Origin of the sequence: Pseudomonas sp. PDM15 (genome assembly GCF_014851565.1) — a bacterium.
GTDB lineage: Bacteria > Pseudomonadota > Gammaproteobacteria > Pseudomonadales > Pseudomonadaceae > Aquipseudomonas.
The window spans coordinates 44,632-60,526 of the sequence record NZ_JACVAA010000004.1; the positions used below are offsets into that span (position 1 = coordinate 44,632).

At 66.6% G+C, this 15,895-nt stretch carries 14 protein-coding genes; 10 read left to right on the forward strand and 4 right to left on the reverse strand.

Annotation, left to right across the window (positions count from 1 at the left end; genetic code table 11):
- Window positions 1–164 precede the first annotated feature (164 nt).
- Window positions 165–998 carry a plasmid partitioning protein gene (locus tag IB232_RS11650; protein ID WP_192398812.1) on the forward strand — a complete coding sequence of 278 codons (834 nt, stop codon included), beginning with the start codon at window positions 165–167 and terminating at the stop codon, window positions 996–998.
- An 81-nt stretch (window positions 999–1,079) separates the two neighbouring features.
- The gene (locus IB232_RS11655; protein ID WP_192398813.1) at window positions 1,080–1,433 is read left to right on the forward strand and encodes a hypothetical protein; all 354 of its coding nucleotides are present in this window, start codon (window positions 1,080–1,082) and stop codon (window positions 1,431–1,433) included.
- Here the strand turns inward: IB232_RS11655 and IB232_RS11660 are convergent.
- Window positions 1,430–2,392: a CobW family GTP-binding protein gene (locus IB232_RS11660; protein WP_192398814.1), complete on the reverse strand. Its 963-nt coding sequence runs from the start codon at window positions 2,390–2,392 to the stop codon at window positions 1,430–1,432. The genes IB232_RS11655 and IB232_RS11660 overlap by 4 nt on opposite strands.
- Before the next feature lie 70 nt (window positions 2,393–2,462).
- Between IB232_RS11660 and IB232_RS11665 the strand changes: the two genes are divergently transcribed.
- Complete coding sequence (locus tag IB232_RS11665; protein ID WP_192398815.1) at window positions 2,463–2,816, forward strand: NADH:ubiquinone oxidoreductase; 354 nt, start codon at window positions 2,463–2,465, stop codon at window positions 2,814–2,816.
- A 53-nt stretch (window positions 2,817–2,869) separates the two neighbouring features.
- On the opposite strand, the gene IB232_RS11670 is transcribed toward IB232_RS11665, so the two are convergent.
- The 3 genes from IB232_RS11670 to IB232_RS11680 are packed head-to-tail and all read right to left on the reverse strand — an operon-like array spanning window position 2,870 to window position 5,925.
- Window positions 2,870–4,798, reverse strand: coding sequence for a DUF2207 domain-containing protein (locus IB232_RS11670; protein ID WP_192398816.1), 1,929 nt, complete (start codon window positions 4,796–4,798; stop codon window positions 2,870–2,872).
- A gap of 2 nt (window positions 4,799–4,800) precedes the next feature.
- Window positions 4,801–5,367, reverse strand: a complete 567-nt coding sequence (locus IB232_RS11675; RefSeq protein ID WP_192398817.1) for a LemA family protein — start codon at window positions 5,365–5,367, stop codon at window positions 4,801–4,803.
- Window positions 5,368–5,418: 51 nt separating this feature from the next.
- Window positions 5,419–5,925: a DUF3617 domain-containing protein gene (locus IB232_RS11680; RefSeq protein ID WP_192398818.1), complete on the reverse strand. Its 507-nt coding sequence runs from the start codon at window positions 5,923–5,925 to the stop codon at window positions 5,419–5,421.
- A 503-nt stretch (window positions 5,926–6,428) separates the two neighbouring features.
- Here IB232_RS11680 and tssA point away from each other — a divergent pair.
- The 7 genes from tssA to tssH all read left to right on the forward strand — a co-directional run bounded on the left by tssA (window position 6,429) and on the right by tssH (window position 15,883).
- On the forward strand, window positions 6,429–7,991 hold the full coding sequence (gene tssA / locus IB232_RS11685) for a type VI secretion system protein TssA (protein WP_192398819.1): 1,563 nt from the start codon (window positions 6,429–6,431) through the stop codon (window positions 7,989–7,991).
- Window positions 7,992–8,030: 39 nt separating this feature from the next.
- Entirely contained in the window at window positions 8,031–8,528 is a 498-nt protein-coding gene (gene tssB / locus IB232_RS11690; protein WP_192398820.1) for a type VI secretion system contractile sheath small subunit, read from the forward strand.
- Between the two features lie 23 nt (window positions 8,529–8,551).
- Entirely contained in the window at window positions 8,552–10,027 is a 1,476-nt protein-coding gene (gene tssC, locus IB232_RS11695; RefSeq protein ID WP_192398821.1) for a type VI secretion system contractile sheath large subunit, read from the forward strand.
- Window positions 10,028–10,033: 6 nt separating this feature from the next.
- Window positions 10,034–10,441, forward strand: a complete 408-nt coding sequence (gene tssE, locus IB232_RS11700) for a type VI secretion system baseplate subunit TssE (RefSeq protein WP_021702434.1) — start codon at window positions 10,034–10,036, stop codon at window positions 10,439–10,441.
- Between the two features lie 88 nt (window positions 10,442–10,529).
- Window positions 10,530–12,320, forward strand: coding sequence for a type VI secretion system baseplate subunit TssF (gene tssF, locus IB232_RS11705; RefSeq protein WP_192398822.1), 1,791 nt, complete (start codon window positions 10,530–10,532; stop codon window positions 12,318–12,320).
- Window positions 12,284–13,291, forward strand: coding sequence for a type VI secretion system baseplate subunit TssG (gene tssG, locus IB232_RS11710; RefSeq protein ID WP_192398823.1), 1,008 nt, complete (start codon window positions 12,284–12,286; stop codon window positions 13,289–13,291). Before tssF ends, tssG begins: the two co-directional genes overlap by 37 nt.
- Window positions 13,292–13,303: 12 nt before the next feature.
- The gene (gene tssH / locus IB232_RS11715; protein ID WP_192398824.1) at window positions 13,304–15,883 is read left to right on the forward strand and encodes a type VI secretion system ATPase TssH; all 2,580 of its coding nucleotides are present in this window, start codon (window positions 13,304–13,306) and stop codon (window positions 15,881–15,883) included.
- The last annotated feature ends 12 nt before the right edge of the window (window positions 15,884–15,895 follow it).

Sequence of the window (15,895 nt, forward strand, 5' to 3'; positions counted from 1 at the left end):
CGATCCGGCCCCGCCGAACGGCGGGGCCGCTCTAGCACGCAGAGTCGAACCCATTCCCGAGCCAACGCCACGCCAGACGCGGCTTTCAATAGCTTGACGGAATCGGAATTCCTGTTTCTATTTGAAAGGCAATGCCCCTAACAACAACGACGGAGATCACTCCCATGATCGCTTTCCGCACCCTGCTCTGCTGCCTGCTCCTGTGCTTCACATTGCCTGCCGCGATGGCCGATTCGCGCTGCAGTGAACGACCCAAGTCTCTGCTACTGCCCGCTAAGATCAGCTGTAGCCACCAGACAACCTGGATCGACTCCGGCGCGGTCGGCGCCCGCCAGGTGATCTACCAGACGCCCCTGGGCACACCGCCGAGCGGTGGTTGGCCGGTGGTGCTGATCTACCAGGGCTCGTTCTTCCCGCTGGACAACTTCACCTACTACAGCAACCAGCCGTTTGGCGGCTTCTACGAGGGCAAACTGGTACGCACACTGCTGGACAACGGCTACGCGGTGATCGCCCCCAGCGCGCCGGCCGACCTGTTCTGGCAGACCAACATCCCCGGCCTGGCCCAGGCCTACGAGCTGAGCACCGACTATGACTTCCTCGGCAACGTGCTGGCAGCCATCGCCGCCGGGCACTTCGGCCCGCTCAATGCGCAGCGCCAGTACGCCACCGGCATCTCCAGCGGCGGCTACAACACCAGCCGAATGGCCGTGTCCTTCTCCGGCCAGTTCCGCGCCCTGGCCATACAGTCCGGCTCCTACGCCACCTGTAGCGGCCCGCTGTGCGTGATACCTGAGCTGCCGAGCGATCATCCGCCGACCCTGTTCCTGCATGGCTTCGTCGATGTAGTGGTGCCCTGGTGGAGCATGGACCTGTACTACGACCGCCTGCTCCAGCAAGGCGTAGAGACCGCACGGCACACCGAGGCGCTAGGCGGCCACGAGTGGTTCGCAGCCTCGCCTGGCAAGATCCTCACCTGGTTCAACGCTCACCCCTGACCGGGAAAAATGCCTACCGCATCACACACTGGCGTTCTGCTACCATCGAGCCCGGCCGCCCGGCGGCCGGACCGATCAATCGTGGACAAGGACCACGTCTTGCAGAACCTGCGTACCTCCGACAACGGCATCTACATCGACTTTCTCCGCGACCGGCTCAACGCACAGGGCATCGAGGCCATCGCCTGCGACCTGGGCGATGAAGCGCGCGGACACCGCTACGCCCTGCTGCTGCCGCATGACGGCGACGCCCCGCGGGCCTGGCAGGCGCTCATCGAGGCGCCCAGCGAATACGATCATCATCTGCAGCTCGGCGAAGCGCGGGACAACCGCCTGATCGCCTTCTGCCGCTCGCCCGCCGTGCGCCGCTGCAGCGTCGGCCTGCTGCTCCTGGTGCTGGTCGGCGCGGGGGTGGAGGCGCTGCTCGCCGGCTAGAGCCGACACTCCGCCAATGCCGCCGCCAGCGCCGCCCCGTCCTGCGGCGCGGCGAAGATCAGCTCCAACCGCGAATCCCTGCGCCACTCGCTGACCTGCCAGTGCGGCGCCTCGCCATCCAGCGCATTGGCCGACAGCCAGCCGGCATTGCTGTGCAGCACCAGCTTGGCGCGACGCCAGGGCAACCCGGCCAGCCAGGTTTGCACGCGCATCAGCTCGAACACCTGGGACGGATGGAAGCGCCAGCCGATGCTCCAGCCCTCGGCCTGCTCCTGCACCTGGCAGATCGGCTGGCTCTGGTCGCTCCACACCTTCGCCAGCGGCGCCCTGCCCTGCGGCACGCCCAAGTCCTCCCTCGCCGGCCCCGCCTGCGCAGCGCTGCCAGGCAACTCGGCGAAGTCCAGCACGCCCTGGCTGGTCCAGCGCAGCGTCCTCGCCGGCAACTGCGCCTGCAGGCGCGCGCGCATCGACGCGTCCACTGCCTCGGCCTTGTTCAGCAGCAGCAGGCCAGCCAGTTCCAACGCTTCCCGCTGGCTCTCCGGCAGCGGCTGGCCTGCCGCCAGGGCCGCCGCGTCCAGCACCAGCACCGCCGGCTGCAGCGCCAGCACCCCGCGCCAGGGCGTCTCGCCCAGCTGGCGTAACAGCTCGGCGGGATGACCGAGGCCGGAGGGTTCGATCAGCAGCCGATCCGGCCTGGCCTGGCGCAGCAGACGGCCGAGGCCGACCTGGAAGGGCGCACCGCCCACGCAACACAGGCAGCCACCGGGGATCTCGGCCAAGCTGACGCCGTCTTGGTCGCTGGTCAGCAGGGCCTGGTCCAGGCCGATCTGGCCGAATTCGTTGATCAGCACCGCCCAGCGTTCGGCCGCCGGCTTGTGGGCCAGCAGGTGGCGGATCAGGCTGGTCTTGCCGGCGCCCAGTGGGCCGGCGATCAGGTGGGTGGGGATATTGGCGAGCATGGGCCTATGGTGCGGTTTCACGCGGCGCCGGGAAAGGCTAAAGTCGCCGCTTTGTTCGAGGAGAGAGACGATGCGCGTGATTGCCGCCCTGTTGCTGCTGGGCCTGACCGGCCAGGCCTGGGCCCAAGCCTGCGTGGTGCACAGCGAAGGCAAGCAGGTGGAAGTGAAGCTCTGCCAGCAGAACCGCAGCATCCCGACCAACCTGTTCCGCACCGGCTTCTGCGCCCCGCAGCTGCAGGGGCAGAAGGTCGAAGTGAGCTTCGTCGAGCAGTGCCCCAGCGGCGCCTTCGGCGAATGCCGCAACGCCAAGGTCCAGGGCACGCCCTACCAGCAGGACATCCACTACTACGGCGTGGCCAGCGACGCCCGCTACCTCAAGCCGGCCTGCGAACAGCAGAGCAAGGGCGTGTGGATGGCGCGCTGAGTCCGCGACATGAATGGTTTTAACGTGGAATCCTCCGCAACATGCGGATAGTTCTACCAGCCGCCACCGCCTCCTCCACCACTGCCGCCTCCCGACGAACCACCCCCCGAAGATCCACCGCTGGACGACGATGAGCTGGCCGGCGGCGTTGACGCGCTGGCACTGGCGCTGACCAGGCTGGACGCCAGGGCGCTGCCGAAGGTGGACGGCGAGCTGAAGCTGTTGCGCGCCTGGTACCAGTCCGGCTGGTACTCGCGCAGGCTCGGGTCGACCAGGCCGGCCTCCAGGGCGCTGGCGAAGCGCGCGCTCCACTGCTCCTCGACACCCAGTGCCATGGCGTAGGGCAGATGCAGCTCGTACAGCTCGATGTTCATGGCCGGCGCCCCACTGGCACGTTCCAGCACCTCGCGCTCGGCCAGCTGCAGGTAGTCGCGATACCCGACCAGCACATCCAGCAGCTGCTGGCCCTTCACCGAGGGCGCCTCCAGCCAGCGATAGAACAGCGCCACCACCAGCACATAGGCAAACAGCAGAATCGCCACCGGCACCGACGTGGTGGACAGCAGCATCCACAGGCCGATCGGCACCGGCCAGCCGAACATCAGCGCGACCAGCCCCAGGCCGATCTTCTTGCCCCAGCTCGACTGGCGCGTCGCCATGACCAGGATCACGGCCGTAGGGATACCGAAGCCCAGGCTGAACATCAGGCCCCCGATGGCCAAGCCCCACTGATCTTCGCCCTGCAGCCCGGTCAGCACGCTGAGCAGGATGCCCGGCAGGGCCAGGGCCAGACCGGTGGCCCAGGCGCCGCGGTTGTTGGCGTGCCACAGGCGGCCGTGGGTGTCCAGACCGTCGACCATGCGCGCCTTCATCTCGGCCAGGCGCGGCTGGTACTTGCTACCCAGCTCCAGCGGCGCATCACCCTTGCTGACCGGAAATAGCAGGCGCAGCCACTCGATCTCGCCAACGCGTGCCGACTCGATCGGCGTCTTGCCGCGCTGCAGGATGAAGCCATCGGCACGCGGACGATCCTCCAGGCGAATCAGCCCACGGATCGCCCAGTCGGTGAAGCACACGCCCAGGGCGCGCGCCTCGTCGAAAGCACCGCGGAAGCCGCGGTGCCAGAGGTAGCCGACCTTGGTCGGGCTGAGGTCGTCCGGCGCCTCGAAATGCACCATGTGCAGGCCCTTGCGCGGGTCGCGGCCAACGCGCCGCCAGGTGCGCAGGTAGTAGACCAGCAGCGCGATCCAGAGCAGCCCGCCTAAGGTTACGCCGGCGTTGTCGTACAGCAGGCGCAGGGTGCGTTTCATCAGGCTCGGCCGCTCGACCAGGCCACTCGGCCAGTCGACGGCCAGGGTGAAACCCTGCTGCGGAGGCAGTGCCGCAGTGGTTTCCAGATGCAGGAAACCATCGACACGCGCCACTTCCCGGTAGCCCTGGCCCTGCTCGCCACTGGCGCCGGTGTAGCCGTACACGCTATCGACACGCGCCCCGGGCGGCAGCTGCACCTTCACCGAGGCATGCAGGATGGGGAAGGCCCAGGCGTTGCCGGTGACGTTCCAGTACAGCTCGTCCTCGTCTGGTCGTTGCAGCAGCTGCGGATCGATGCGATAGCTCAGCTCGTAGCGGTAACGTCCTGGCTCTAAGTAGTGATCGGCCGAGCCCAGATAGAAGCGCTGGTAGGCGCCGATGCTTTCGCGATGCACCTGCTCGGGCACGCCGTCGCGGGTGGCGCTGAAGCTGTCGATCGGCGTCTTGCGTAGCAGGCCGCCAGGCAGGCGATAGATCACTGGGATATCGCGGTAGATGCCACGCTGGATCTTGTCGCCCTCGGCCTGCACCACGATGCGCTCGACCACGTCGAGCATGCCGTCGCTGCCGACCCGCAGCTCCACGGCGAAATCCACGATCACCTCCTGCGCCAGGCTCATGCCGGGCAACAGGCAGCACAACAGCAAGAGCAGCTTGAGCCGTCCCGGCATGGTCAGAACTCCATCTTCGGCGACTGGCCGTCGCGCGGGTCTTCCAGGGTGAAGTAGTCGGCGCAGCGAAAGCCGAAGGCGCCGGCTAGCAGGTTGCTCGGCACTGACTCGACCAGCACGTTGAGTTCACGCACGGCGCCGTTGTAGTAACGGCGGGCCATCTGGATATGGTCCTCGACCTCGCTGAGGTTGCGCTGCAGATCGAGGAACACCGCGTCTGCCTTCAGCTCGGGATAGTGCTCGGCGACGGCGAACACGCGCAGCAGCGAGGAAGACAGCTGGCCCTCGAACGCAGCGCGGTTGGCGGCGGTGTCGTCCTCGTGGGCCTGGGCTGCACCGCGGCGGCTGGTCAGCTCCTCCAAGGTGTCGCTCTCGTGGGTCATGTAGGCGCGCAGACAGGCGACCAGGGCCGGAATCAGGCTGGAGCGGCGCTTGAGCTGCACATCAATGCCGCTCCAGGCCTCGGCCACCCGCGCCCGGTTGAATACCAGACGGTTGTAGAGATGGATGCCGACTAGCAGCACCAGCACGCTGGCCGCAGCGAACAACCACCATCCGATTACCTGCATTCCTTCGCCCTCGGCCCTCTGACTGAAGCGGCAGTGTAACCGCAGACCCGGTCAGCGCGCGGGCAGGCCTCCGCAATCTTCGCCAACCCAGCGCGCCTGGCTGTTCATGGTGCTGTCGCGGCCGTCATAGACGCCCTTCACCGTGGTAGTAAAGGCGGTGTCGCTGGCGAAGCGGGTCTCTCCCTCGCCCTGGCCGTTGGGACAGGTGAAGCGGAACTTCCACAGCTCGGCGCTGCGCTCGGTGATCTCGTGGGTACAGCCCGAGTTGGGGTCCTGTAGCGGAATGTTCTGCCCCTTAGCGCTGGCCTCGCTGAGGCACAGCTGCACACCGCCGCCACTGCCCATCTGCACGCCCTTCTGCTTGAGCATCTGCTCCATCATCTGGCGCTGCTCGGCCGGCATGTTCTGCATCTGCGCCAGCAGTTCCTGCATGTCCGGCATGGCCTGGCCGCCACTCTGTACCTGGTTGGTGAACTCCCACAGGCCCGGGCGCAGCTCGGCCACGGCCAGCGCCGGCAGCAGGCATGTGCCCAGTAACAGGGTGCGGATGATGGTCATGGTGCGGCTCCTCAGGATGGTAACTGACCCAGCCAGCTTAGGTCAGCTCGACCGCCTCGGCGCCGGTTCGGCAGGCGGAAGCGGGTCACGTTTTCGCCAAAAGGGGCCGGGATTTGCCGAGCTAGTTCACAGAAGCGAACTTATAAACCCTGCCAAGTGTGAAGCAGAGCAAAGTTACCGGTAAGCATTTTCTTACACCGAAAGTTGCACTTTCCCATATATATGAATACGTACTCATAACAACTTTTAATTGGCGCCAAAACTGCTAGCCGCTCTGCCGACGAACAACTTCCAGCAATCTTCCCGCTTGTCTAACGCTTCACATTTTCCGCCTTGCCCACCTCCCATCCTGGGGCTAGGATGCCCACCGCATAAGGACGCTGTGCAAGTAGTTGCGCAAAGAGCTGCGCAGAAAGTTGCACACATGGACCAAGCAACCGCTTGCTTCTCATATATATGGGAAGTTTTTCCAAGTTGCTGGACGTATATATAGAGTCAATGGAATGACTGCACTTTCACCCCTGGCCGAGCATTATCTGCAACTGGCGAAAACACCCATTAACGATGGGAATTTCGCCGGTGAAGACATGCGTTATTCCGGCGAATTCGAAGCCTTGGAAGGCGAACTGGAAAAGGCTGCCGCCATGCACCAGACCGAGGCCATCGACTGGCACAAGGTGCGTGACCAGAGCGAGGCGCTGCTGCGCCACCAGTCCAAGGATCTGCGCGTGGCCTGCTGGCTGGTCTGGAGCCTGCACCAGCGCGAAGGCCTGAATGGTCTGCAGGCCGGCCTGGGCCTGCTGCTCGAACTCTGCCAGCAGCACTGGGGCACTCTGCATCCGCTCAAGGATCGCACCCGTGCCGCGGCCTTTACCTGGCTCACCCCGCGTCTGGAAAAAGTCCTGGGCGAAGACATCCCCGTCGCCAGCCAGCTGCCGCTGTTCCGCAATCTGGCCGAACTGCTGCGCGGCCTGGAAACCTGCCTGGCCGCACAGCTGGGCGAACAGGCGCCACTGCTGCTGCCACTGTGCCGCCGCCTGGACGAACAGATCGCCCGCGCCACCCAGGGCCAGGCCGAACCCGGCGTGGTCGGCGCCGCCCTGGCCCAGGTCAAGCAGGCCGCCGCCCAGGTGATCAATCCCACCGCACCATTGGACAACGAGCGCGACGCGCACAAGTCGCTGCGCGCCCTGCAGGACGGTGCCCGGCCGCTGTGCGCCTGGTGGCTGAAGCAGAAGGCCAGCGACCTGCGCGCCCTGCGTCTGGCGCGCACCCTGCTGTGGCTGCCGATCGACGGCCTGCCGCAGAGCAATGCCGAACAGATCACCACCCTGCGCGGCCTGCCCGCCGACAAGCTGGCCAGCTTCGCCGAGCGCTTCGCCGCCGGCCAGTACGCCGATCTGCTGGTGGAAGTGGAAGCCAGCATCGCTCGCGCGCCCTTCTGGCTGGACGGCCAGCGCCTGGTCTGGGAATGCCTGCAGGAGCTGAACGCCGAAGCCGCCATGGTCGAGGTGGAGATGCAGCTGGCGCTGTTCCTGCAGCGCGTGCCCGGCCTGGACGAGCTGCGCTTCCATGACGGCGTACCTTTCGCCGATGCCGAGACCCGCGCCTGGATCGGTTCCAGCGTGATGCCACACCTGCAGCCGCCGAGCGCCGAGCCAACCGTACAGGTCGGTGCCAGCGGCGAACTGCCGGCCTGGGAAATCGCCCTGCAAGCCGCCCTGCCACGCCTGCGCAAGGACGGCCTGAAGCCCGCCGTGCAACAGCTCAAGCAGGGCATGGCCCAGGCCCAGGGCGGCCGCGCGCGGTTCTTCTGGCAGCTCGCCCTGGCGCGCCTGTGCAGCGCGGCGAAGAAGCACGAACTGGCCAAGACCCAACTCGAATCCCTCGACCAGACGCTGCAGGCCTCCGGCCTCGGCGAGTGGGAACCCGATCTCGCCCTGGAAGTGCTGCGTCTGCTGCACAACTGCTACGAGCTGCTGCCGCAGAACCATGCGATCCGCGAGCGCAAGGAAGAGATCCACCGCAGGCTGTGCCACCTCGATCTCGAAGTGGTGCTGGATTGAGGCCGCAAGGCCTCCGCTTAACAGTAAAGGAGAACAACCATGGCCAAAGAAGGCTCGGTAGCACCCAAGGAACGCATCAACGTCACCTTCAAACCGGCGACCGGTGGTGCTCAGGAAGAGATCGAACTGCCCCTCAAGTTGATGGTTCTGGGTGATTTCACCCAGCGCGCCGACGACCGCAAGATCGAGGACCGCAAGCCGATCAGCATCGACAAGAACAACTTCGACGAAGTGCTGGGCAAGCAGGAACTCAACCTGACCTTCAGCGTGGCCAACCGCCTGCAGGATGAGCAGGGCGCCGACGAACTGCCGGTGCAGCTGCGCATCAACTCGATGAAGGACTTCAACCCCGCCGCCGTGGTCGACCAGGTTCCCGAGCTGAAGAAGCTGATGGAACTGCGCGACGCTCTGGTCGCCCTGAAAGGTCCGCTGGGCAACGCCCCGGCCTTCCGCAAGGCGATCGAAAGCGTGCTCGCCGACGACGACTCGCGTGACCGCGTGCTGAGCGAACTGGGCCTGACCCAGCAAGACGCCTGAACCCTCGACAAGGAAGCCCGAGCATGAGCACCAGTGCAGTAGTGGAAACCACCCGGAATGTCGCCGAAGCCGGCATTCTCGACCGCATCATCGCGGAAACCCGACTGACCCCGGACGACGAGGCCTATGACATCGCCAAGCGTGGCGTGTCGGCCTTTATCGAAGAGCTGCTGAAGCCGCACAACCAGAACGAGCCGGTGAAGAAGGCCATGGTCGACCGCATGATCGCGGAGATCGACGCCAAACTCAGCCGGCAGATGGACGAGATCCTCCACCACGCCGACTTCCAGGCCCTGGAATCGTCCTGGCGCGGCCTCAAGCTGCTGGTCGATCGCACCAACTTCCGCGAGAACACCAAGCTGGAAATCCTCAACGCCTCCAAGCAGGACCTGCTGGACGACTTCGAGGACAGCCCGGAAATCACCCAGTCCGGCCTGTACAAGCACATCTACACCGCCGAGTACGGCCAGTTCGGCGGCCAGCCGGTGGGCGCCATCGTCGCCAACTACTTCTTCGACCCCAGCTCGCCGGACATCAAGTGCATGCAGCACGTCGCCTCGGTGGCCTGCATGGCCCACGCGCCGTTCATTGCCGCCGCCGGCCCGAAATTCTTCGGCCTGGAAAGCTTCACCGGCCTGCCCAACCTGAAGGATCTCAAGGATCACTTCGAGGGCCCGCAGTTCGCCAAGTGGCAGAGCTTCCGCGAGCGCGAAGACGCGCGCTACGTCGGCCTGACCCTGCCGCGTTTCCTGCTGCGCAACCCCTACGATCCGGAGGAGAACCCGGTGAAGAGCTTCGTCTACAAGGAGAACGTCGCCGGCGACCACGAGCACTACCTGTGGGGCAACACCGCCTACACCTTCGCCTCCAAGCTGACCGACAGCTTCGCCAAGTTCCGCTGGTGCCCGAACATCATCGGCCCGCAGAGCGGCGGCGCGGTGGAAGACCTGCCGCTGCACCACTTCGAAAGCATGGGCGAGATCGAGACCAAGATCCCCACCGAGGTGCTGGTCTCCGACCGTCGCGAGTACGAGCTGGCCGAGGAAGGCTTTATCGCCCTGACCATGCGCAAAGGCAGCGACAACGCCGCGTTCTTCTCCGCCAACTCGACGCAGAAGCCGAAGTTCTTCGGCATCAGCGAGGAAGGCAAGACCGCCGAGCTGAACTACAAGCTCGGCACCCAGCTGCCCTACCTGTTCATCGTCAACCGCCTGGCGCACTACCTGAAGGTGCTGCAGCGCGAGCAGATCGGCGCCTGGAAAGAGCGCACCGACCTGGAGCTGGAGCTGAACAAGTGGATCCGCCAGTTCGTCGCCGACCAGGAAAACCCCAGCTCGGAAGTGCGCAGCCGCCGTCCGCTGCGCGCCGCCCAAGTGATCGTCAGCGACGTGGAAGGCGAGCCGGGCTGGTACCGCGTCAGCCTCAACGTGCGCCCGCACTTCAAGTACATGGGTGCCGACTTCACCCTGTCCTTGGTCGGCAAGCTGGACAAGGAGTAAGGGCGAATGACCGGATACGGCAGCCTGTTCGAGCGCCTCGGCGGTGACACCGTCGGCCGCGCCCGCCTCGACCACGAGGTGAGCGTGATGGCCTCGGTGGCTGCCCATCTGGCCAAGATGCTCAGCACCCGGGCGGGCAGCGTGCAGACGCTGCCCGACTACGGGTTGCCCGATCTCAATGACATGCGCCTGTCGCTGCACGACGCGTTGCAGCAGGCACGCATGGCGATCGAACGCTTCATCGAACAATACGAGCCGCGCCTGAAACAGGTGCGGGTCATTTCCCTGCCGCGCGAGCACGACCCCCTCAGCCTCAACTTCGCCATCGAAGGGCTGCTGCAGGTCGATGGCATCAAGCGCCAGGTCAGTTTCGCCGCGCAGCTGGATGGCAGCGGGCAAGTGAAGGTCAGGTAGGAGTCACAGGGATGCGCATGACCGCTATCGGCAGCCTGGATGCTGCCAGCCCGGCTTTTGGCCGGTGCCAGGGATGAGGCGCTGAAATATGTCCTTCAACCACCATTACCAGAGCGAACTCTCCGCCCTGCGCCAGCTGGGCAAGCGCTTCTCCGAGCGCAGCCCGGCGCTGGCGCCGTTCCTCGGCCAGGCCGGGCGGGATCCGGACGTGGAGCGGCTGCTGGAGGGCTTCGCCTTCCTCACCGGGCGTCTGCGGCAGAAGCTCGATGACGAGCTGCCGGAGCTGACCCATTCGCTGATGCACCTGCTGTGGCCCAACTACATGCGCCCGCTGCCGGCCTTCAGCATGCTGCAGTTCGATCCGCTCAAGCGCCCCGGTCCGGCGCTGCCGGTACCGCGGCATACGCCGGTGGAGGCGAAGGCCGTCGAGGGCGTGACCTGTCGCTTCCGCACCGCCTACGCCACCGAAGTGCTGCCGCTGGCGCTGAACGGTCTGGACTACTCGGTGAAGGGCGATGGTGCGCTGCTCAGCCTGCGCCTGGCGATGAGCGCCGATGGCCATCTAGGCGAAATCGGCCTGAGCACCCTGCGCCTGCACCTGGCCGGCGAGCGCTATATCGCCCAGCTGCTTTACCTCGGCCTGCTGCGTCACCTCGGCGGGCTGCAGCTGGTATTGCTGGATGGCGAAGGTCAACCGCTGACCGGTGAACACGGCCTGCCGTTGCCAGCCATAGCTCTGCCGGCGAACCAGGTCGAGGCGGTTGGCTTCAGCGAAGACCACGCGCTGATCCCCTACCCGCACAACACCTTCCGCGGCTATCGCCACCTGCAGGAATACTTCGCCTTCCAGGACAAGTTCCTGTTCGTCGACCTCAACGGCCTCGACGCGCTGCAGCGCCAACCGCAAGAGGTGCTGGAGCGTGCCCGCGGCCTGGAGCTGCGCTTCGACATCCGCAAGACCGGCCTGCAGCGCATCCGCCCGACCCTGGACAACGTGCGCCTGTACTGCACGCCGGTGGTCAACCTGTTCGCCCACGACGCCATCCCGATCCGCCTGGACGGCAAGCAGGACCAGTACCTGCTGCTGCCGGCCGAGCTCGATCCGCAGCACTGCGGGGTGTTCTCGGTGGACCGGGTGACCGGCTGGAAACCGGGCGGCATGGGCTACGAGGAATACGTGCCGTTCGAATCCTTCGAGCACGACACCAGCTTCGACCAGCCGCGCGCCCGTCCGCACTACAGCGTGCGCCAGCAGTCGTCGCTGCTCGGCGACGGCATGGAGACTTGGCTGAGCTTCGCCCAGCGCGGCGGCGACGTGCAGGAGACCCTGTCGATCGAGCTGACCTGCACCAACCAGAGCCTGGCGCGCCAGCTCAAACCGGGCGACATCTGCCTGCCCAGCGAGGACACCCCGGAGTTCCTCACCTTCCGCAACATCGGCACGGTGACGCCGAGCTACGCGCCGCCGCTGCACCGCGACTACCTGTGGAAGCTGATCTCCAACATGTCGCTGAACTACCTGTCGCTGGCCGACGTCGAGGCGCTCAAGGTCATCCTCGAGACCTACGACCTGCCGCGCCACTACGACCAGCACGCGCTCAAGGTCAGCCAGCGCATGCTCGGCGGCCTGAAGAAGATCGCCCACCAGCACGTCGACCGCCTGCACCGCGGGCTGCCGATTCGGGGCGTGCGCACCGAATTGACCATGGACCCGGACGGCTACCTGGGCGAAGGGGACCTGTTCCTGTTCGCCTCGGTGCTCAATGAATTCTTTGCCCTCTACGCCAGCCTCAACTCGTACCACGAGCTGCGCGTACAGAGCACACAGGGAGAGGTGTACCAATGGACGCCGCGCATGGGGCAGCAGCCCCTGCTCTGAACCGGCTCAGCCGGGGCATCCGCGAGTACAGCCTGTTCCAGGGTGTGCTGCAGGTGCTGGATCGACTGCGCATCGCCCATCCCGAGCTGGATGAGGAGGCGCTGTACGAGCGCCTGGAATTCCAGGCCAACCCCAGCCTGGGCTTCCCCGGCAGCGATACCGATCGCCTGGAGTTCTTCGAGGAACACGGCGAGCTGCGCGCGCGCCTGCGCATCAACCTGGTTGGCCTGTTCGGCTCCGGCTCGCCGCTGCCGGCGTTCTACAGCGAGCAGGCGCTGGGCGACGGCCCGGACGGCAACACCACCCGTGACTTCCTCGACCTGTTCAACGATCGCCTGCAGCGCCTGCTCCTGCCGATCTGGCGCAAGTACCGCTACTACGCGCACTACGACCAGGGCGCCCGCGACCTGTTCTCCGCGCGCCTTTTCGCCCTGATCGGCCTGGGCGGCGAACGCATCCGCGCCGCCGAGGATCTCAACTGGCGGCGCCTGCTGCCCTACCTCGGCCTGCTCAGCCTGCGTGCCCACTCGGCGGCGCTGGTCGAGTCGGTGCTGCGTTACTACTTCAAGCACGCCGACCTGCGCATCGAGCAGTGCGTCGAGCGCCGCGTCGAGATCATCGCCGAGCAGCGCAACCGCCTCGGCCTGGCCAACAGCCAGCTGGGCGAGAGCCTGGTGCTGGGCGATTCGGTACGCGACCGCGGCGGCAAGTTCCGCATCCATATCCGCCAGCTGAGCTGGGCACGTTTCCACGAATTCCTGCCGATCGGCAGCGGTTACCAGCCGCTCTGCGCGCTGGTGCGTTTCACCCTGCGCGACCCGCTCGACTACGACATCCGCCTGGCTCTGCGCCACGAGGAAATCCGCGAGCTGCGCATCGGCCAGGACAACCCCTGCCACCTCGGCTGGACCTCCTGGCTCGGCCACGAAAAGGCCGATGGCGTCGTCACCATCGGCAGCAAGACTCATTAAAGGACTGATGAAATGATCAACGTCGACCTCCAACAGCTGGTCCAGGCACTGGACGCCGAAACCCGCCGCGAGCTGGAAGCCGCCGCCGAACGCTGCCTGCAGCGCGGTGGCAGCAAGATCCTGGTCGAAGACCTGCTGCTCGGCCTGCTCGAGCGCCGCGACGGCCTGCTGGCCCGCGCCCTGCAGGACGCCGAGGTGGACGCCGGCGAGCTGGCCGCCACCCTGCAGCCGCGCGGCGAGGCCAGCGAGTCGCGCAACCCGGTGTTCTCCGCCGAGCTGGTGCAGTGGCTGCAGGACGCCCTGCTGGTGGCCAACCTGGAGCTGGGCCAGAGCCAGATCGAACAGGCCGCGCTGCTCCTCGCGCTGCTGCGCAACCCGCTGCGCTACGCCGGCACGCGTTACCAGCCAATGCTGGCGAAGATCGATGCCGAGCGCCTGCGCGACTTCGCCATCAGCCAGCAGCCGCAAGCCGCCGCCGGCAAACCGGCCGCACCCGGCGAATCCAACCTGCAGCGCTTCACCCACAACTTCACCCAGCGCGCCCGCGACGGCAAGCTCGACCCGGTGCTGTGCCGCGACGGCGCCATCCGCCAGATGATCGACATCCTCGCCCGGCGGCGGAAGAACAACCCGATCGTGGTCGGCGAGGCCGGCGTGGGCAAGACCGCGCTGGTCGAGGGCCTGGCCCTGCGCATCGCCGCCGGCGAAGTGCCGGAAGTGCTGCGCGGCGTCGAACTGCTCGGCCTGGACATGGGCCTGCTGCAGGCCGGTGCTAGCGTCAAAGGCGAGTTCGAGCGGCGCCTGCAGGGCGTAATCGACGAAGTGAAGGGCGCGGCCAAGCCGACCATCCTGTTCATCGACGAGGCCCACACCCTGATCGGCGCCGGCGCCCAGGCCGGTGGCTCGGACGCCGCCAACCTGCTCAAGCCGGCCCTGGCCCGTGGCGAGCTGCGCACCATCGCCGCCACCACCTGGAGCGAATACAAGAAGTACTTCGAGAAGGACCCGGCCCTGGCCCGGCGCTTCCAGCCGGTACAGCTGCACGAGCCGACAGTTCAGGAAGCGGTGACCATCCTGCGCGGCCTGGCGCCGGTGTATGAGCAGAGCCACGGCATCTACCTGCGCGACGACGCGGTGGTGGCCGCCGCCGAGCTGTCCGCCCGCTACCTGGCCGGGCGCCAGCTGCCGGACAAGGCGGTGGACGTGCTGGATACCGCCTGCGCCCGCGTGCGCATCAGCCTGGCCGCCGCGCCGGAAGCCCTGGAACGCCTGCGCGGCGAGCTGGCCGAAGGCGAGCGTCAGCGCCTGGCTCTGCGCCGCGATCTGCAGGCCGGCCTGGCAGTGGATGAGGTGGCGCTGGCCGCCCTGGAACAGCGCCTGACCGAGGCCGAAGCCGAACTGCAGCAGATCGACACGCGCTGGAGCGAACAGCGCCAGCTGGCCGAGCGCCTGCTGCACCTGCGCCAGCAATGCGCCCAGGCCCGCGCAGTTGATAACCAGGATGAGCTGGCCGCACTGGAAGGTCAGCTGCGGGAAGTACAGGCCGAACTGGCCACCGCCCAGAGCGCAGAGCGCCTGGTCAGCTTCGAAGTCTGCCCGCGCCTGGTGGCCGAAGTGATCAGCCACTGGACCGGCGTGCCGCTAAGTCAGCTGGCCCGCGAGCACAACGCCAAGGTGGCCAGCTTCGCCAGCGATCTGCGCGCCCGCGTGCGCGGCCAGGAGCAAGCGGTGCAGGTGCTCGACCGCGCCATGCGCGCCGCCGCCGCCGGACTGAACAAGGACGATGCGCCGGCCGGCGTATTCCTCCTGGTCGGCCCCAGCGGCGTCGGCAAGACCGAGACCGCCCTGGCCCTGGCCGACCTGCTGTACGGCGGCGAGCGCTTCCTCACCACCATCAACATGTCCGAGTTCCAGGAGAAGCACACCGTCTCCCGTCTGATCGGCGCGCCGCCCGGCTACGTCGGCTATGGCGAGGGCGGCATGCTCACCGAAGCGGTACGGCAGAAGCCCTACTCGGTGATCCTCCTCGACGAGGTGGAGAAGGCCGACCCGGACGTGATGAACGTCTTCTACCAGATCTTCGACAAGGGCGTAGCCAACGACGGCGAGGGCCGCGAGATCAACTTCCGCAACTGCCTGATCCTGCTCACCTCCAACCTGGCCAGCGACAGGATCGAAGCGCTCTGTGCGGACGAGCAACGGCCACCGGTGGAGCAGCTGGAAGAGGCGATCCGCCCGATCCTCAGCCGTCACTTCAAACCGGCCCTGCTGGCGCGCATGCGCGTGGTGCCCTACTACCCGGTGGCCGGCGCCGTGCTGCGCGAGCTGATTCAGCTCAAGCTGGAACGCCTCGGCCAGCGCCTGGGCAAACGCCGCCTGGCGTTCAGCCACAGCCCGGCCCTGCTCGAACACCTGGCCGAGCGCTGCGCCAGCGGCGAGAGCGGCGCGAGGCTGATCGACCAGCTGCTGGAACAGAGCGTGCTGCCGCGCATCGCCGACCGCCTGCTGGATGCCATGGCCAGCGGCGCCGCCATCTCCCGTGTACACGCCACCCTGGACGGTGAAGGAGCGCTGGCCTGTGAGTTCGCTTGAGCGCATCCCCGA